At 44.5% G+C, this 17,390-nt stretch carries 14 protein-coding genes; 7 read left to right on the top strand and 7 right to left on the bottom strand.

Annotated features, from left to right (window positions below):
- Positions 1-773: 773 nt before the first annotated feature.
- Positions 774-905: a hypothetical protein gene (locus LWL52_RS20530; RefSeq protein ID WP_255749057.1), complete on the bottom strand. Its 132-nt coding sequence runs from the start codon at positions 903-905 to the stop codon at positions 774-776.
- Between the two features lie 183 nt (positions 906-1,088).
- Here LWL52_RS20530 and LWL52_RS10905 point away from each other — a divergent pair, with 183 nt between their 5' ends.
- Together LWL52_RS10905 and LWL52_RS10900 are read left to right on the top strand one after the other, a co-directional pair.
- Positions 1,089-2,402, top strand: coding sequence for an SIR2 family protein (locus LWL52_RS10905; RefSeq protein WP_242919730.1), 1,314 nt, complete (start codon positions 1,089-1,091; stop codon positions 2,400-2,402).
- Complete coding sequence (locus tag LWL52_RS10900) at positions 2,395-4,491, top strand: ATP-binding protein (RefSeq protein WP_242919728.1); 2,097 nt, start codon at positions 2,395-2,397, stop codon at positions 4,489-4,491. The genes LWL52_RS10905 and LWL52_RS10900 overlap by 8 nt, the downstream gene beginning before the upstream one ends.
- A gap of 240 nt (positions 4,492-4,731) precedes the next feature.
- Here LWL52_RS10900 and LWL52_RS10895 read toward each other — a convergent pair whose 3' ends face one another.
- From LWL52_RS10895 to LWL52_RS10880, 4 genes are all read right to left on the bottom strand, one after another.
- Positions 4,732-5,007 carry an RtcB family protein gene (locus tag LWL52_RS10895; protein WP_367615710.1) on the bottom strand — a complete coding sequence of 92 codons (276 nt, stop codon included), beginning with the start codon at positions 5,005-5,007 and terminating at the stop codon, positions 4,732-4,734.
- Between the two features lie 266 nt (positions 5,008-5,273).
- Positions 5,274-6,176, bottom strand: coding sequence for an SMI1/KNR4 family protein (locus LWL52_RS10890; RefSeq protein ID WP_242919724.1), 903 nt, complete (start codon positions 6,174-6,176; stop codon positions 5,274-5,276).
- A 1,496-nt stretch (positions 6,177-7,672) separates the two neighbouring features.
- Complete coding sequence (locus LWL52_RS10885; protein WP_242919722.1) at positions 7,673-7,924, bottom strand: hypothetical protein; 252 nt, start codon at positions 7,922-7,924, stop codon at positions 7,673-7,675.
- Positions 7,925-7,969: 45 nt separating this feature from the next.
- Positions 7,970-8,467, bottom strand: coding sequence for a hypothetical protein (locus tag LWL52_RS10880; protein WP_242919720.1), 498 nt, complete (start codon positions 8,465-8,467; stop codon positions 7,970-7,972).
- 126 nt (positions 8,468-8,593) lie between these two features.
- Here LWL52_RS10880 and LWL52_RS10875 point away from each other — a divergent pair, with 126 nt between their 5' ends.
- The 5 genes from LWL52_RS10875 (at position 8,594) to LWL52_RS10855 (ending at position 15,647) form a co-directional block, all read left to right on the top strand.
- Positions 8,594-8,836, top strand: coding sequence for a helix-turn-helix domain-containing protein (locus tag LWL52_RS10875; protein WP_242919719.1), 243 nt, complete (start codon positions 8,594-8,596; stop codon positions 8,834-8,836).
- A gap of 474 nt (positions 8,837-9,310) precedes the next feature.
- A complete protein-coding gene (locus LWL52_RS10870; protein ID WP_242919718.1) occupies positions 9,311-11,485 on the top strand; it encodes a tellurite resistance TerB C-terminal domain-containing protein in 2,175 nt (724 codons plus the stop codon).
- Positions 11,482-12,807 carry an ATP-binding protein gene (locus tag LWL52_RS10865; protein ID WP_242919717.1) on the top strand — a complete coding sequence of 442 codons (1,326 nt, stop codon included), beginning with the start codon at positions 11,482-11,484 and terminating at the stop codon, positions 12,805-12,807. The genes LWL52_RS10870 and LWL52_RS10865 overlap by 4 nt, the downstream gene beginning before the upstream one ends.
- Positions 12,808-14,979 (top strand): DEAD/DEAH box helicase, encoded by a 2,172-nt coding sequence (locus tag LWL52_RS10860; protein ID WP_242919716.1) that lies wholly within the window; start codon positions 12,808-12,810, stop codon positions 14,977-14,979.
- Between the two features lie 197 nt (positions 14,980-15,176).
- Positions 15,177-15,647, top strand: a complete 471-nt coding sequence (locus LWL52_RS10855; RefSeq protein ID WP_242919715.1) for a glycine-rich domain-containing protein — start codon at positions 15,177-15,179, stop codon at positions 15,645-15,647.
- Positions 15,648-16,203: 556 nt separating this feature from the next.
- Here the strand turns inward: LWL52_RS10855 and LWL52_RS10850 are convergent.
- Together LWL52_RS10850 and LWL52_RS10845 are read right to left on the bottom strand one after the other, a co-directional pair.
- Entirely contained in the window at positions 16,204-16,836 is a 633-nt protein-coding gene (locus tag LWL52_RS10850) for a recombinase family protein (RefSeq protein ID WP_242919714.1), read from the bottom strand.
- Between the two features lie 161 nt (positions 16,837-16,997).
- Positions 16,998-17,378 carry a hypothetical protein gene (locus tag LWL52_RS10845; RefSeq protein ID WP_242919712.1) on the bottom strand — a complete coding sequence of 127 codons (381 nt, stop codon included), beginning with the start codon at positions 17,376-17,378 and terminating at the stop codon, positions 16,998-17,000.
- Between the last annotated feature and the right edge of the window lie 12 nt (positions 17,379-17,390).

Here is a 17,390-nt window from a genome sequence, read left to right as displayed (position 1 = left end):
TCGGCACCTCTGCCCAAAGAGCCCCCGCTGGTTCAGAAGGGGATTGGAGAGAGGCAGGGCGAAATCCTCAGCGCAGTCGGGTTATAGTGAAAGCGGTAATGGGTAAGGAGAGTATTGCTCTTTAGGAGTAGAAAGACATGGAAACAGGTCGGGGATGATCTGGGAAGCGTGACTTCTTCTGTAAAAATTCGACAAGTACAACCAAAGGGGATCGATATCGAAACAGAAAAGCCGCTCCATTTTGCGTGGAGCGGCTTTTCTGTTTCAGTAGTCCGTAGGGGAATCTGACTTTATTGGTAAATAGTTGATAGATAATATCTTGCTTCGGGGTTGTTATGTGTTGGTAACAAGAGAGCAACAAATCCTTCACAGGTTATCTATTGTAAGGCACTTGTACTTTATCAACCCTTGATGCTTAAAAATATTTATCCACATTGTTAAATTTTTTTAAGCTGCACGTACCATCCCGCAAGTTTACCAAAGAAATATAAGTGAATCAATCGCTAAAACTTAGAAATTATAGTCTCGCTTTCCAGTACCAGCACGCCCACAATGCACTCGTACACTCACAGCAGTGGCTCATATCTTACAAAGCACTCCAGCGACTCTAATCCTAATACAAACTCCTGCAAGGGCAACTATACCACCAGCACAAGTGACACGCAGTGCAGGTGCATGTGGGTGCGGGAGTACGCGGCCAGCTTTGCCACAAATACCGGATCATTTTGCGCGATCAGCTCCCGGATGCGCTCCAGGCACTGGTTTCCCCTCTCTTAGAATTTGTCGCTCAGTGAGGCAGTTACAACAGCTGCATACAACTCGGCGGCTGGTCCTATTTTCCAGGCCAGCGCTCCTTCGTGGTTCGTGGTCTGGTGCTTTTTGGAAGTGAGAATGTTGAACTTCATGGCCTTTTTCCTTTAATGATAGACCAAAGTTCAGGGGCTAGTGCGCAGTCTTTTTGCGCAGGAAAAAAAGTTTAAAATAAAAACAAAAATAAATTTAGTTACAAAGAGTATTTTATAGATATATATAAATTTTATCATTTAATTACATTCTTTTAGATCAATGGCTGGCATTCATATTTGAAGATGAGTAAATCATATCGGGAGTTAATAGAAGCATTTGATGAAGACAACCCATATCAACCAGGGATAGACTTTATTAGGCTTTTTGGAAAGAACATTTTTGATGAGCTAAGGGGACAAATAGAATCCAAGGATGATGCTACTATAAAAAGGAGTGTAATAGAAGCTATAAGTCTAAGGTTAAGGGAGCTAATGTATTCAGACAATTTTTCTGTACTTACAGGCGCTGGCTCATCCGTTCAAGTAGGAGGTATAATTTTTGGTCCCAGTTCTTTAGATGATGATGGCTGGTTAGGGCAATTATTCATAGGAGATAATAATTATAAAAGACTGCTCACCCTATTCAAAGAATCATTCAAAGAGAATTACGGTGTTGAGGATTTTATCACTTTCCTTTACAAAATTCAGTTTGTTGAGAAACTTGGCCTGAGTGTAAAAGACGAGAGTGGTGCAGTTGAAGCAGGAACTATCAAAGCCAAAGTATTAGTAGAGTTAAGAAAACTTTGTAAGCTTCCTAAAGCAGGATTGGAGGATGATCTTAAGTACTATAAGACATTTATTAAGAGAATAATATCTCGGCCAATTAATCTTAGAAGGGCTAATTTGTTTACTACTAATTATGATTTAGTGTTCGAAAAGGCAATGGATCAATTGGGGGTAATCTATGTAGATGGTTTCATTGGAGGATTGCAAAAGTTTTTTCATCCAGAGGCTTTTAACTTTGATTACTACTATCCTGCCGCTACAACTGAAGGTAGGGTTAGTAGAATGGAACGTATAATACACTATTATAAAATCCATGGATCTTTAAATTGGGTAGAAGCTGATGAAGCGAGCTTACATAATATATATGGTATAGAAAAGAAAGGTGTAGAGTTCAATGGGGATGAAGGTAATGTCCTTATTTATCCTACCCCCATGAAAGAAAACGACACAATTGGTTTTCCATATTCTGAGATGTTCAGAAGATTTGCTAATACTATTCAACAGCCTCAAAGTGTACTAGTTACATATGGTTATAGTTTTGGTGATGCTCACATTAACAGGATTATACTTGAAGCATTAACTATTCCTTCTTTTCATCTAATTGTGGTTTCTTATAGTTGGAGTGATAGTATTAAAGCTCTGTATGAGAGATTTAAGAGTGAAAGTAGTGTTAGCTTTATTATTGGAGAGCATTTTGCCAACTGGCCTACATTCTCTACTGAATTACTTCCAGACCTGCCTGCAATGGATTTAGAAGAAAAATACCAGGCAAAAAGAAGTGCTGCACGGGATCTTGTTTCACCCCTTACAAAACACAAGTTCGATGACTGATCAGGAACGAGAAATAGGTAGAGTTATAGGAGTTGAGAGTGACAAAGTTTTAATTGAGCTTAACCATAGTTCTAAATCTCTTACTAAAACTTTTGTTACAGGAGTATATCCAATAGCTAGAATCAATTCTTATGTTTTACTGCCCATAGGGTCAGTATGTGTGGTAGCTGTAGTTACAAGGGTTAGTATGGCTAAGGAAAGTGTGGAACTGACTTCAGAAGCAACTCTTTCATTACCACAGCCTAAGAGGACCCTATCTGCTACTATGGTTGGCACACTTGAGGCAAAAAATCATAGTCAAATATTTAGTTTTGGAATCTCTCAGTTTCCTGCTTTAGATAATCCTGTCTGGTTTATCCTCGAACAGGAGTTAGACACTATTTTTGATAAACATTCGACAGCAGACGACCATTACTTTCTAGAAGTAGGTACGAGTACAGCTTATCCTTCTTATCATGTAAAGGTTAATCCGGATAAATTACTTTCAAGACACTTAGGTGTTTTAGGTAATACTGGTGCTGGAAAATCATCCACAATTGCTTCGTTACTGCAATCAATTTTAAATCATGAAGAGGTAAGTAGGGGGGAAGGAGCTCATTTTATTCTTTTTGATACGAACGGGGAATATCATGAAGCTTTCAAAGGAAATCCAAATTTTGATGTTCTGTATATCAGTTCAGATGAATTGCGGTTACCTTATTGGTTCATGAACTTTGAAGACTGGGTTCATTTGTTGCAGCCAAAAGAAGGAAGCCAAATTCCTACCTTGAGCAAGGCTCTACTATACGCTAGGAACCCTGATTTAAAACCTGAAATTGTTACTCCCACTCAGATAAATTCTCTTCTAGATGATGCCAAAAAGCATTTTATGAATCTAAAAGATGGTTCAGATGAAGATAAATATGACTATGTTCTAAAAAAGCACAAGGGAGTTGGAAGTAGTACTAGAATGACAGAATTGTCAACTTTAGTTAAAAATTATATACAGTCAAAATCTGTTTCTGATGGAAAGCAAGAAAATAAACTAAAGGATGTTGATACCCCGTCTTTTTTTTCTTTACATAAACTAAGACATGAATCAATTGATATGGCTATTCAAGAGAGTGGCTCAAGTAGCTCTCAAATTAGAAGCCATTGTGAAACGATGCTGCAGCGAATGGATCGTTTTTTTCGAGATCCACGGTACGAGTTTCTATTCCATGAGTTTGCAGAACAGGACTTTGCTAAATCACTTTCAAACTTTATGAGATTGTGTCTGGGTAGAATGGAGAAAGCTGATCATAGCGAAACTTCTGATACTGATGATTATTACTTTTTGAACAAATTCAAGGAACATAAGAAGAACTATCAGGTAGTGATTTTTGACTTAAATCTTATACCTTCAGACATCCTGCAAAATGTAACTGCCCTTTTAGGTAGATTAATCTTAGAATTTCTTCAAAGAATCGAGAAAGTAGAGGAGTACAAAGGTAAAGATGTTAGAGGTAAATGTCCTTATGTTCTTGTTTTAGAAGAAGCCCATAACTATATACCGAAAGCTACAAATCGTGAAGATAAAAATGTTTCAAGAGAAGTATTTGAAAGAATAGCGAGAGAGGGAAGAAAGTATGGCTTAAGTTTAGTTGTATCGTCACAAAGACCGAGTGAATTATCTACGACAGTTCTTTCTCAATGTAACTCCTATATTGTACATCGTATTCAAAACCCGGAGGACCAAGAATACATTAGAAAGCTTTTACCCTCTGTAAGTCAGGATCTGCTGAAACAAATTCCAATCTTAGGCCAGGGTGTAGGTCTAATATTTGGCGATTGTGTTAGAGCTCCAATGCAAATTAAAGTGAAAGAGCCTGCTCCCAAACCAAAGAGTAACGATCCTGATTATTGGAAGCATTGGACTAATGCTTATTCTATCGAAGATGATTATCCTTTCGATTGTCGTGAGCCTAACTTTGAAAAGGTATGCCAGTCATGGGAGAAAGAATACGATAATACTGACAACCAAAGAGTACCAGCTATGCCCGGGATTATACTAGAGGAGTTCGACCCAGACGTGTTGTATATAAAATCAAATCAAATGGGTAGTGAATAGGTAGAAAATATTTTTCTAACTAAATATCTCTAATAATCTCTAATAATCTCTAATGAGAAATATTGCTGCACCAATAGAAAATAAAGCCCCTATCTTAACCTAAGGCAGGGGCTTTTGATTTAAGCAGAACAAACTTTATCTAACCCTAATCCTTCTCCATATACTTCTCATCTCCACACATGCGAACAATCTTCGGATTAAAGGTTCCCACTACATCCACAAGGTCCTGCTGCGATTGCATCACCTGGCGGATGTCCTGTAAACCATAGGTGCTTCGTCCAACCCTGACCGATCACTTCCACAGACGCCTCCTGCAGGTACAACTGTACCTATGGCAGCAAGAGCATCTGCTTTGGTTCTAAACATCACCCTACCTGCTCCGTGTGAAGCAGAATTAAGGGAGCTTGCCTCACCTTTACCACGCACAACAAAACCTGGTGTAGCCATTGAGCCAGGTATAATACCCAACACGCCCTTACCCACTGCTAGTGTTGCGACCTTGTGATACACGATCACCTCGGTTCCAGCCGTATCCTTTTCCTTCCAGGAAAAGTTGTGGTGGTTTTCTATTACCGCCAAAGGCTGCTTACCTAAGGCTATTGCGAACCACCCATGTATCTGGTGGTTAAAGGCTGAAGCATAGGCTGTGGCAGGTTCATTGCCAGCCTATGCCTCTTGCCCTTGCGCTGTGTTCAGGTCCAGCTTAAGTGATCCCATAACACCCTTGACCAATACCTGAATACAACGTGACCAAGGGTGTTATGAGTCAAGGTTTCACTACATTATGCCTCCAGTTCAATGTTGTGATACGCCTTGAATTCCTCCAGTGTGTTTGCCAGGATATAGAGTTTAGAATCAGAGTGGTCGAATAGGTAGATCCTCTCCTCGTACTCCAGCACATCCTCGCTGTTCAGGTCGCTAGGCAGCAGAACAAGTACGTCGCCAAGCCCGTTTTTGGCTATGACCAGTCCGTCTTCCGGAAAATCCTCCCATTTCTTTATGGCTTCCAGGGTCATCTTCTGGATAAACTCGATCAGAGCCAGGCCGTCCGGTTCCTCCTCATCCTCACTGAACTCGCAAGCGATCAGCTTAACTTCCGGGTAGATGTCCCAAAAAGTATAATGATCTTCGTATTTGTCACTCAACAGAAGGTTTGTATAGATGGCAGGAAACTTGATTTTCAGGACATATTCTGTTACGCCCACAAGCATTTCACCCATTAATTCCTTGTTCTCAGCTTGCTTGACCATGCTGATGAGGTTGCCGCTCCAGATACTCCCCTCATTAATGAACCGGATGTTCTCTATTGTCCTGCCTAATGGGAAGACATCGCCGGTTGAATGCCACCAGTAGTGGACGTTGTCGGAAAGTTCATTAGAACCTTCACCTGAAGGCAGCAGGACCAGGTAGTCGCCGCAATCATTCCCGGCGATGGCAAGGGCACCATTCGGAAAGTTGTCCCACCTTCGGGCATCTTCATTTTCTGTTATCAGTTCCTTGTACAGATGGCCTTCCTGCCCGCGCCGTATTTCACCCGGTATAGGGAACACCACCCACTCACTCAGATTGGATTTTACGATTTCGGCGCTGTCCCTGAGCAGGCTTGCCCGGTAGCTATCAGGAAATTTGACCCCCAGCAGTTCCTCTGCCAACTTCACTTGTTTTTCTCTTACCAAGTTTTCCATGGTCTAATTTGCTTATTGTTTTGGTTGTTTGTTATTGAGTATAAAATTAATGTATAGTAGTAGTGGATTTCTTTGCTAATCAGCATGCTGGTAAATTTCTACTTCCACGATGCAGAGCGATGTCGACATGGATCTGATGTAATAGTTCTTGTTTCATGGTGTGATTGGTTGATTTTGTTATGAATGATACACTAGCATAACATGCTTCAGACAGCATTCACTCCATACTCCAGGGACAACTTCTTTTCCTTTTGTTGCCGTTGGTTACTATTTTACCAGACAGGGTTAAGCTAAAGCTATTATGGGCTGCTGGTAGTCTGTGGAGTGCTATTCATTGAAGAGGTGAAATTGGTTTGCAACAGTAACTCTTTTGCTGCGGTGTTGCTTTCGGGTATAGCTGTACTGACCTGAAAGAGCCTCATAGCGCTGCTGCCACAGTAGGCATGCCTGTTCTGTTTCCTGACACCGGTGCAGGTACTCCCACATCTCCCCTCTGGGATTTTCCATTTCCCCACTCTTACACCGGTTGGAGGCCGCAATATTATAGAAGTGTAACAAGGGCTATCCTGATGGCAGGCGGACGCCATGACCAAACACAGGGTATCCTCTGACAAATCCTATACTCTGTGCCTTGGTAGAGAGTGTATGTCCGTTAGGATCAGCCAACAGGCCTGGTAGAGGAAACTGGTTACCTGCCACGCCCATTTGTTCCTGGGCAAGCCTCCCTAAAAGCAGGTGATATCTCATCTTCATTTTAAAAAAAGAGACCACATAAGAGGGGGAGGGAAGGGGAGAGAAGGAGGTAGAGGAGAAGGGAATGGATATAGATATAAGAGGAGAGGGTATAAGGGGAGAAGCCCTGCAGCAGATAAGCTGGTGAACCGGCAGAGGAGAACCTGGTGTTGTGGCAGGTATTATAAAAAGAAGTGAGATAAAGAGTTGCGGCTCGACAGAGACGCGCCCACGGCAGTGTCCCAACAGGTTGGCTGGAGCGATTGCTTCTACTGATAACACAGGAAAGTGTCCTGCTCAATGCCGCCTTTATCCTTATGTTTTAATCCATAATGCTGTTATCTGCAAGCAGCAGAGCTGGTTCCGATAGAAAAAATCCCAAAAAATTTTCAGGCTTCTGTTTAAGGGCCTCTTGATACAAGGGTGGGGGTGTCCTTGGCAGATGGAAACGCTTTTGGTAGACCGGGTGGGTCTGTTTCCAGCAGATCAAGATTACTGCTGACCATGGTAAGTTTCCCGACCTGCCCGAACCGGAATGGAAACGGAAAGTGCAGTCAGAACTGAAACTAATGTACCTGCCCTATACGCTGGCAGAAGCACAAATTAGGTAGTTGTGAAAGGAGTAGCCCGTCTTGTTCATGTTGACATTGGTTAGGGCGAAGGCTAGAGTATACCCTGTTTTTATACAGGTCTATTCCTTACAGTACAACGCTTTGCCCGACGCAGGCCTGATGACCGTGTCGGGCAAAGGTCATTGTACACCGTTAAAAGAACGAGTAGATCAGCAGCCCGAGCGAGGACATGGTGAAGAGAAAGTTCACGGCCACGACCACAGACTCTACCACAGAGCCTGTCTCCCAGTAGTTGCCCGAGGCCCTGGCGTAATTATCTATCACACCGGCAGACCAGAACACCATCAGGGCAGAGAATGCGGCTATACCGGCCATGACCATCTGATCGGCCTGCCAGAGCCTGTAAGCCGCCACCAGGGCAGCGACAAGGAAGAATTTCCACATAAGCGGTAATGTTAAAAGGACTTTGTTTGATGTAAACGAATGGCCTTATGCTTCTTTAATGACAGCAGGAATGAGGCAAACCCACGCTTCGTTCTCCAGGTAAGGATTCTGCACCGGCGTTCTGCCTCCCTCTTTACGGTACTGCAGGATATCTTCGATCCCGAAATCCGGACGCAGCAGCAGCTCTTCGCAGGAGGTGTTCACCACCAGGTTGCCCTGTTCGTCAGAGGCATAAAACAGCCAGTGGTCGAATAAATCCACCACATCCCAGTTGGCGTTGATGCCGAAGGAGTAGCGCCGCTCCCGGCTCAGCTCCGGTGCCGTCTCCTCAACACTCAGGATATCAATGCGGATGTCGATGCCTTTGCCGCCTTTGTCCTTGCGGAAGTAGGCTTTCACATTTTCACGGCCGTAGCAGTTCACCAGCTGCAGCATATTGCTGATGATGTCCTCTATCTCCCTGCTGGACAGGTGGACCGGGTAGAATTTTCCGTCGCCGACAAACACTTCGGCGCTCTTGAAATTAGATTTTACATTTTGCATATGATCTGTTTATTAAATTACCTGACAGGCACCCCTGGTTGGATGGTATCGGGGAGAGAACAAATATAGACATATGGATACATATATGATACCATAACACAAAATATTCTGCCTCACTTTAGCGGCGTGAAAAATCCGTCAGGCATACAGGCATTTGGGTTGCACCTCCGAAGGCTAAGGGAGGAGCGTGGCCTAAGCCAGCAAGAGTTGGCGGATCTGGCTGATGTGTCCAAGCTGACAGTGCAGCGGACGGAGAATGCCAAGTTCTCCGCCACTCTGGACGTGCTCATATCCATCTCCCGCGCGTTGCGGGTGTCGCTCCCAGAGTTGGTTAACTTTGATGTACCAGAGGAGTCTACCCGCTTTTAATCAATTGTTTTTTTCGCACTCTGTTCGGAGTTTGTCTACGTAACCCTAAAGCTGCACAGCTTCATCTAACAAACTTTGCTGCTTGGAAAGTGGAAGTTGGTGTGTCTTAGTTGCCTTTAAGACTTGTTTGAAACGGTCCCAGGTACAGCATATCCAGTACGGTAATCATATTTTCACCATCATAATGCTGATGACGTTGGCTATAGCTTTTGAAATTTTTCCAAGTCAGTTGTTGGACTTACGTTTGTTATCAGTATAGCACTTACTGACTAACTAAATAAAATCATCTTCCGACCTGTACTGTAACCTCCCACAGAAAGCCAAGGGCGCAATCTTTAGAGATAAAGCTGGTAAAAGCCTTATCTCTTCTTGTAAAATTTCTTTTTTCCAGTTTAATGACAATATGGTTTATTAATATATTTTTATTAAATTGTATTGCTGCACTTTGGTTTCTTTTAACAAGTAATACAATACATGAAGATTTTAGGTAATATCATTCGTTGGTTCTTTGGATTATTTTTCTGTTTTACTTCTCTTGGTGGTTTTGCGAACGGGGACACTGGTTTTGCCTTCTTTGTTTTAGCTCTTGGGTTGTTGTTGCTGCCTCCTGTATCGGTTGCTATTTTCCAAAGAAATAGGCACAAAATTTCTCCACAAATTCTACCAGTTCATGTTCCTCCATCGCTTTTCACTAAAAAAGACGTAAAGCAAGCATTTAATCATCAGCCCGTACACAGAGCTGCTGAATACCGTGCTACTGAGGTAAGGACAACTGCTGCAGAAGATAACTCGATTTTGGATGTGACAGGGCAATCGTTCAAGTTAGCTCCTGCACCTGTGCAGGCACCTGCGTCATCCACGTCAGCTTGGCCTCAACAAGTAGCACAGGCTCCAGAGCCCCAGCCCCAACAGGTGCCAGTAGCCATAAAAGAGGACAAGATACTTGTTCCTTACTGGCGGCACCAATATGTGTATTCCTACTCAGAAATAAATAGTGCCACATCGGAGCAAATACGGTTTTACAGGTACTTTAAAAGCGCTTTCTTTAACGGTACTTATCTGAATCTGGAAGGCAATACCAACTATGCCTTTATCCTGCTTTTTGATTTATTGAATAATGAGTATGAAAGGCATAAGGATCTCATCAGGCTGGAAAAAGAGCTGGATAATCTAGGCCTACATTACCCAAAGACCCGGTCTTACGCGACCTCTTTTCTGATTCAGAAAATGGCAGCTGCAGGCGACAGGCTGGGAGTAGAGCGATTGCAAGGGAGGTACTATAATGCTTACCAGAGCGGATACGATTATGACTACTGGAGGCTGGGGAGTAAGTATAAAACAACGTTGAATCTGCAGGATGATGAAGTTGCACTGCTCAACAAGCTTTGGAGTCCCAGTAATAACTTCTGCAACATCGAGTTTTGCTGCCACCAAGTAATTAAACTGTTTCTGGCTACCATAGTAGAGTTGGAGAAAAGTTTCACGAAAGAGGCTACTTCCCTGGGAAAAGAGCTGGAAGCTGTTGCGGATGTGGTTGCCCGCAAATATTATAAATTCCGAAAGAACTCCAACAACTATAAGTACAGTATAGAGTCCACCACCAATGAACTGTATAACCTTATTTTCAAGCATTGCGAAAATGCTCTGCGGGAACACTATGAGCATAAGCGGAAGCTATCTACTGACACGGCCTATACCGCCTTATCTGAGGTGGCTTCAGAGCTAGAGGGAAGAGTCCTCTCAAGATTTAATTCGTTTATCCCTGCATTACTGAGCAAGGCCAGCCTGCCCGATGAAGCCACTGAGCAGGAACTCAATATGCAGAATACCAGCAGGTGGAAGGCTCGCCTGGATGCTTTATGTGTAACCTACGGCGCTGCTCCCAAGCAATTCATCGAGCAGGTTAAACAGTTAGGTGAGCGTAACAAAAAGAACCCTGCCTTGGAGAACATATTCTTTGAAGCGTCAAAGTTTATTTCCAAGACAGACCGTCAGGCAGCCCTGATCCTATATGTGTACTACCTCTATCATGACCTACAATCTGTTACCTTCAATAATAAGCAGCTGACGAAAGCAATTAAGAAGAGCCTCTTCAGGTCGGAGGAACAGCTGCATGAATTCGAACGGATAGTCAGTAGCCTGATCCAGGACAGAGATTTGGAAAAGGCGCTGCAGGCTGTCTCCCGATTCGAAGTTCCCAAGCGAAAGAAGATACAACTCAACATAGCTGCTATCCAGAAAGTGCAGCAGCAGCATTCGGGCACAGTGGAGCTCTTAAACGAATACCTGCAAGATGAAGAGGAGAATGCTGCTACCGGAGCGGTAGAAGAAGCCGAGATCGATCAGGAAGGTGAAATCTCCTTCGAGCGCCTCATCCCGCAGGCAAGTGTAGCTGATGACTATTTCGTTGACGGTCTCCTGCTCAGTGAGGTACAACGGGGATTGCTCCGGCTTTTCTCCAACAGCACTTTCTCCCTTGCCCAGCAGGAGGTGGAAAGTTTCTCCAGAGCTCATGGTCTCCTAAAAAACCAACTCATTGACAGCATCAACGAAAGCTGCTATGATCAGCTGGACGATGTGCTCATTGAAGAAGACGGGGAGCATTACACGATCTATGAAAACTACTTTCAACAACTCATAAAGAAATGATGGATAATATAAAACCTAAAGAGGCCACCGCCATTGTTAACTCTCTGCTCGGGGGCGTGGTGCCTAAGATAGGCGTGCAGCATATTACTGTAGGAAGGTCGGCAGAAATTGAGGCCTTTATCAAATCACTGGAAGACGTCAAAAATGGCCATAGTATGGTTAAGTTCTGGATCGGTGATTTCGGCTCAGGCAAATCCTTTATGATGCATCTGCTTAATACAGTAGCCTTGAAGCAGAAGTTTGTCGTAGCCAATGCTGACTTTACCCCGGATAACAGGCTCTACTCCAATGATGGAAAGGCAGTGGCTCTTTATTCAGCAATCATGGACAACATTGCCATCCAGACAAAACCGGAAGGAGGGGCACTGGCAACTTTGCTGGAAAAATGGATTGAGCAGGTTATCACCAAAACATCACAAGATAAAAACATTCCATTAACTCAAATCCGTGAGGAGCAGCACCTGCCTTTGATTCAGCGCAGCATCATGAATACGATCAATGAACTAACGGATGTAGGTGGGTTTGACTTTGGTGTGGTGGTGATGAAATACTATGAAGGCTACATCAGTGACAATGAACAGCTACGCAGGAACGCACTCAAGTGGCTTAAGGGCGAATACAGAACTAAGACCGAGGCTCGTCAGGACCTGGGGGTGCGGGAGATAATCCATGACCTCAATTATTACGACATGCTCAAGAACTTCTGTAAGTTGTTTGTGAGCATGGGCTATAGTGGTTTTATGATTAACCTCGATGAGGCCATCAACCTCTACAAAATCTCCACCTCCGTGATGCGGGAGAAAAACTATGAAAAAGTGCTAGCCATCTACAACGACTGCTTTCAGGGGAAAGTGAGCAATTTCTTTATCAATTTCGCCGGTACCAAAGAGGTGCTGGAAAATGAGCGAAGGGGGCTGTTTAGCTATCATGCGCTTAAATCGAGGTTGGAGACAAATAAGTTTGAGACGCTAGCTGAGCGCGATTTCTCTCAGCCAGTGATTCGCTTGATGCCACTCAATCATACCGAGATCTTTGTGTTGCTCAAAAAGCTAAAAGCTATTTTCGACTTCAACTACAAAACCCAGCTTGACATCACGGATGAGGAGATCCACCAATTCATGGAAGAGATGTTTAACAAACCCGGTGCGAGCGAATTTCTCACGCCCCGGGAGGTGATACGCGATTTTCTCAACATCCTGAGTATTATCCGGCAGAACCCAAGCATCGACAAGCAACACCTTTTTGGAGATATAGAGATTCATGACGAGCGTCCGGATGAATCTGCTGTAGATAGTCTGGTAGATAGCATAGAGGTATTATAAATGCCGTACCAGCTGCTTTCTGAACCTATCCGACGCTATATCCGGGATAAGCGTTGGGAGTCTTTGCGCCCGATTCAAGGAGCCGCTATACAGCACATCCTCTCCAGTGACAGCAACTTTATTCTGGCTTCCAGGACAGCCTCGGGAAAGACTGAGGCTGCTTTCCTGCCTATCCTCTCAAAGGTTGATTTTCGGGAAACAGGGGTGCAGGTGCTTTACATTTCCCCGCTGATAGCCCTGATCAACGATCAGTTTTACCGGGTGGAAGAGCTCTGCAAAAACCTGGATGTCAAAGTAACCAAGTGGCATGGCGAGGCGAACCGTACAGAAAAGAAGAAACTGGTGCAGAAGCCTGAAGGGATTGTGCTCATCACGCCCGAATCCATAGAAGCCATGCTGGTGAATGCACCATACAGTGCAAAGGCCCTGTTCTCGAACCTGAAGTATATTGTCATTGATGAGATCCACTCCTTTTTAGGCACAGATCGAGGCATCCACCTAAAGTCGTTGCTGGCCCGTTTAGGTGCTGTCAACAAAACCAGCTTCCGCATAGTCGGTCTTTCTGCGACGATAGGGGACTACTCGGAGGCAAAGAAATTTACCGGGGATGAGGTGAATACCAAGGTGCTGTTGGACAGGTCTTCTAGGGAGATGACCACCTGCTTTAGGTACTTTGAATCTGATACTCAAGAACTGCCGCTGGAGATGGTTAAGGACCTGTATACGCAGACCTGGAACCATAAAGTCCTCATCTTTCCCAATAGCCGTGGCAGGGCCGAGGAGATTGCTGTGAAACTCCTGAAGATTTCCCAGCGAGTAGGAGGTCATCCCAACTATTTTTCTCACCACTCCTCAGTAGACAAGGAAGTGCGAGAATATGTTGAGCATTTTGCCAAGCATAACAGGCGGCATAATTTCTGTATTTCCTGTACTTCTACGCTTGAGCTTGGCATTGACATAGGCTCAGTGGATAAAGTAGTGCAGGTGGATGCTACGCATTCGATCGCTTCCCTCATTCAGCGAGTGGGCAGAAGCGGCAGGAGGGAAGGAGAAAAAAGCCAGCTGCTGCTTTATGCCACTGACAAGTGGAGCCTGTTGCAGTCCCTGGCCTGCTGGTTACTCTACAAGGAGGGATATATTGAGCCTTTCCGCACGGCAGAAAAACCTTATGATCTATTCCTGCACCAGGCACTTTCCACCGTGAAAGAACGCTCCGGCTGCACGAAAGATGAACTGATCGCCACGATGAAAAGTAACTATGCCTTCTCCGAAATCGAAGATCAGGCAATGCAGGACATCCTTGATGAGCTCATCCGGCAGGATTGGCTGGAGCAGGTCCACCGGGAACTCATCATCGGCGTGGAGGGCGAACGCATGGTTAATTCGCGTGAGTTTTATAGCGTCTTCAAGACCGAGCCCAGCTTCAAAGTGGTGAATGCCGGGAAACCGATTGGGGAAATACCGCTCACGCCACAGGTAATGGAAGACGAGAACATCCTGTTGGCAGCAAGGATCTGGAAGATCAGGTTTGTGGATTTCAAGACCAAGAAAATAGAGGTTGTCCCTGCTGTGGATGGTAAAAAACCCTTGTTCCTGGGAGGGGGAGGCACCGTTGACGCCAAAGTCAGGGAAAAAATGCTGGAGATCCTTTATGCAGATGCCCAATACCCGGAGCTCGATGAGGAGGGGCTGGACAAGCTTGCGGAACTGCGCAAAGACTTTGCAATCTTTCCGCTAAGAGACTTTGCCAAAGAAAGGCCGGTGCTCGTCAAGGATGGTCAGATCATATTTTATACATTTACCGGTACAAGGATAAACCGAAGCCTTGCCTTCCTGCTCAACCGCCTGGATCTGAAGCATGTTTATGACGAACAAAGTAGTAGCTTCATTCTTTCTATAAATCATGATTTGCTTCAGGAGCTCTTTGAGCAGTTAAGTTTATTTATTGAAGATGTGGACTTTCATTTACAACATGCACTTGAAGATAACGCATCTCTGCTGGATTTCTCCAAATGGGGTTTGATGCTTCCCCTCCAGTATAAGGGGAATATTCTTGAGGAAAGGTTCTATGATTTTAAGGGTGTTAATATTCTCTTAAGCAACATGCTGTTTGTCTCTAACAATACAGTCTCGTTGTTAAGAAGCGCAGACAAGTTAGCTAACCCTCATTGATGTGACTCTATTAGTTGTTTATGAATCCTAAGGCTAGAATCCTTTTCTTCCATATGTAGGAATTTTGTGTCATCAGCTAACGGAACTATGTAGTTCTTTGCTAACTGATTTAGATGTAAATGGAAAAGGCCTAATTAGTTTAGTAAAATTGCATGAATATTATTATATTTAAATTAAACATTTAACACTTTATATTCATGACAACAATTGTTAAAAACAAAAGAGACCTTGTAAGCAAGGCTCTTGCCGTTCTCTCTGAGATCGATTTTCAAATGCTAAAGCAGAAGCTTCAGGATGCTGAGGAAGGGCTCGGTTGGACAAGCGAGCAATGCGATATAGCCGAGCAGGACTACAAGCGTTTTCTTGCACTCAAGTATGCTTATCCTAATGAGGAAATTGTGCCAAATCAGGAGGTTGATAAGTTTTGGCATTATCACATTCTAGACACCCAAGCATATGTACGGGATTGTGATCGCGTTTTTGGATATTTTGTTCATCACTTCCCTTATTTCGGAATGAGAGGAGAGCAGGATCTGCGTGATTTACATACTGCATTCGCAGATACCACTGCATTATACAAGAATCATTTTGGCGAGGGATATGATAGTGCTAAAGGTGGAGGACGAGGAAAGTGTAGAACCGCTTGTAAGCCCGTAAAGTGTAAATAGCAACTGCTACTCGAGATGATAATCGCTTTTGTTTAATTGGAAGCCACCAGTTTATCGGTGGCTTTTATTTTGTTCAGTTAATAGAAAAAAGAGAACACGATGAGATCCAGTACGGATTTGTTTGGTAACTCCAAAATCTACGCACCTGGAGGTAGAGCGTAATTGTTGTGCTAGTACAAAAAAGCAATCTTGAGTGAATCTAATATAATTCGAAAGCAACCCCGGCAAACTATACGCATAAGACATTGAATCAAGACAAGCAAGCTTCACCTTCTAATGGCTTTTAGTTAAAGAGGCTAGTCCTGACTTCTGAAAAATACCAAAAAATTTCTGAGACCCTGATTTCGGCATCTCTTGTTTGAGGGGTGGGGATGTCTGAGGGAAATGAAAACGCTTTGGGCTGACCGGGTGGCGCTGTTTTGCTCCGGCTCCGTTTGCTTTGGCTGATGTTCAGAGCATGTGTTCTTGTGGATAGGGAAAGAAAACCTGAACTGCAGCCTCTGCTTTACAGTCTGCAAGAACTTATACTCATAGCATAAAGGGATGTGCCGGTGCTTTAGACCAACTCTCCCAGCGTGCGCTTCACCTTCATCACCGTGTTAGGTGACACGGCACACAGCTTGGCAATCTCTCTGACAGAACATCTGCCTTCTTTCAGGTATTCAGCAACCTTCCTGTTCTCCTCCAGAAGCTTCTCAGTACTCTTCACCGTTCCCTTGGGTCTGGCTATATGCTTGCCCTGTCGTTTGGCTTCCTGCTGGCCTGAGACAATACGCTCTACAAGTGACTCGCGCTCCATCTGAGCAAGATCTGCCAGTATGCCCAGCACCATCATCGTTACCGAGTCCTTCCTACGGTGCTTGTCCAGTGAGCGTAGGTTACGGTTCACCACATGGGTGCAGACGCCCAGCTCAGCCAGTTCCAGGATGATCTGGCGCACATCCATGTTGTCCCTGCCCAGCCTGGATAGTTCGAGGCAAATGACTTCGGTGATCTCTTTTCTTCTGGCCAGCTCAAAGATCTCCTCCATGCCTGGGCGCTCGTACTTGCTTCGGGTGCCCGATACAGTCTCGCAGACGGTATAGACCACTTCGAAGCCCTGGCGGGTGGCGTAATGGTTTAGCTCGGTGACTTGACGGTCGGAGTTCTGCCTTGTGGTAGAGACGCGGGTGTAAAGGGCAGCTTTCATGTGCAGCTATGTTAGGGTTAAATATCGTGAGCTGCAAATATAGTGATTGTGTCAATAAAAGCTAGTGCTTTACATGATACAGCATGAGAAATGTTTTGTATAGGTTATAACCTCAGCAAGGGAGGCAAAGAGAGGAACACTTTATTTGATACAGTTGCTGCTTAGCTGCGCTCGTCCATGTAGGGCTGCCAGTTTACGATCAGTACCTTCTCATCAGGCAAGAGCAGGTAGCCGTAGTCGTAGCACAGGTGGTAGGTGTTGCCGCGTTGGGTGCGGTATACCTGGGTCAGAAAGCGGAAGTCGAAACCTGCCAGTTCCAGGTGCTGTCTGGACACTGTCGTCTTGCCAAGCGGGCTGAACTGCCTTAAGATGCTGCGGTTCTTACGTAAGGCTGCATTGACCTGTTGTATCCTGCGCTCGCCCTGGCTCTGCTGCTTGATGAGGTTGTTATGCAGGTAACGGCATTGATCCGTGCAAAAGCGCTTATCACTTCTACCTGTGATAGCGGCATGGCACTGCAGGCATGTCTTTTCGTGTGTCATCGCTTAAGCGTG

The sequence above is a fragment of the Pontibacter liquoris genome (assembly GCF_022758235.1).
GTDB lineage: Bacteria > Bacteroidota > Bacteroidia > Cytophagales > Hymenobacteraceae > Pontibacter > Pontibacter liquoris.
Note: the sequence above shows the minus strand (reverse complement) of the source record. Positions and strands in the feature narration are given on the sequence as shown.

Excerpts from the sequence above, each read along its gene's own strand:
- LWL52_RS20530 (WP_255749057.1), bottom strand. The coding sequence starts at position 905 with ATGAAGTTCAACATTCTCACTTCCAAAAAGCACCAGACCACGAACCAC.
- LWL52_RS10905 (WP_242919730.1), top strand. The coding sequence starts at position 1,089 with ATGAGTAAATCATATCGGGAGTTAATAGAAGCATTTGATGAAGACAAC.
- LWL52_RS10900 (WP_242919728.1), top strand. The coding sequence starts at position 2,395 with ATGACTGATCAGGAACGAGAAATAGGTAGAGTTATAGGAGTTGAGAGT.
- LWL52_RS10890 (WP_242919724.1), bottom strand. The coding sequence starts at position 6,176 with ATGGAAAACTTGGTAAGAGAAAAACAAGTGAAGTTGGCAGAGGAACTG.
- LWL52_RS10885 (WP_242919722.1), bottom strand. The coding sequence starts at position 7,924 with ATGTGGAAATTCTTCCTTGTCGCTGCCCTGGTGGCGGCTTACAGGCTC.
- LWL52_RS10880 (WP_242919720.1), bottom strand. The coding sequence starts at position 8,467 with ATGCAAAATGTAAAATCTAATTTCAAGAGCGCCGAAGTGTTTGTCGGC.
- LWL52_RS10870 (WP_242919718.1), top strand. The coding sequence starts at position 9,311 with ATGAAGATTTTAGGTAATATCATTCGTTGGTTCTTTGGATTATTTTTC.
- LWL52_RS10865 (WP_242919717.1), top strand. The coding sequence starts at position 11,482 with ATGATGGATAATATAAAACCTAAAGAGGCCACCGCCATTGTTAACTCT.
- LWL52_RS10860 (WP_242919716.1), top strand. The coding sequence starts at position 12,808 with ATGCCGTACCAGCTGCTTTCTGAACCTATCCGACGCTATATCCGGGAT.
- LWL52_RS10855 (WP_242919715.1), top strand. The coding sequence starts at position 15,177 with ATGACAACAATTGTTAAAAACAAAAGAGACCTTGTAAGCAAGGCTCTT.
- LWL52_RS10850 (WP_242919714.1), bottom strand. The coding sequence starts at position 16,836 with ATGAAAGCTGCCCTTTACACCCGCGTCTCTACCACAAGGCAGAACTCC.
- LWL52_RS10845 (WP_242919712.1), bottom strand. The coding sequence starts at position 17,378 with ATGACACACGAAAAGACATGCCTGCAGTGCCATGCCGCTATCACAGGT.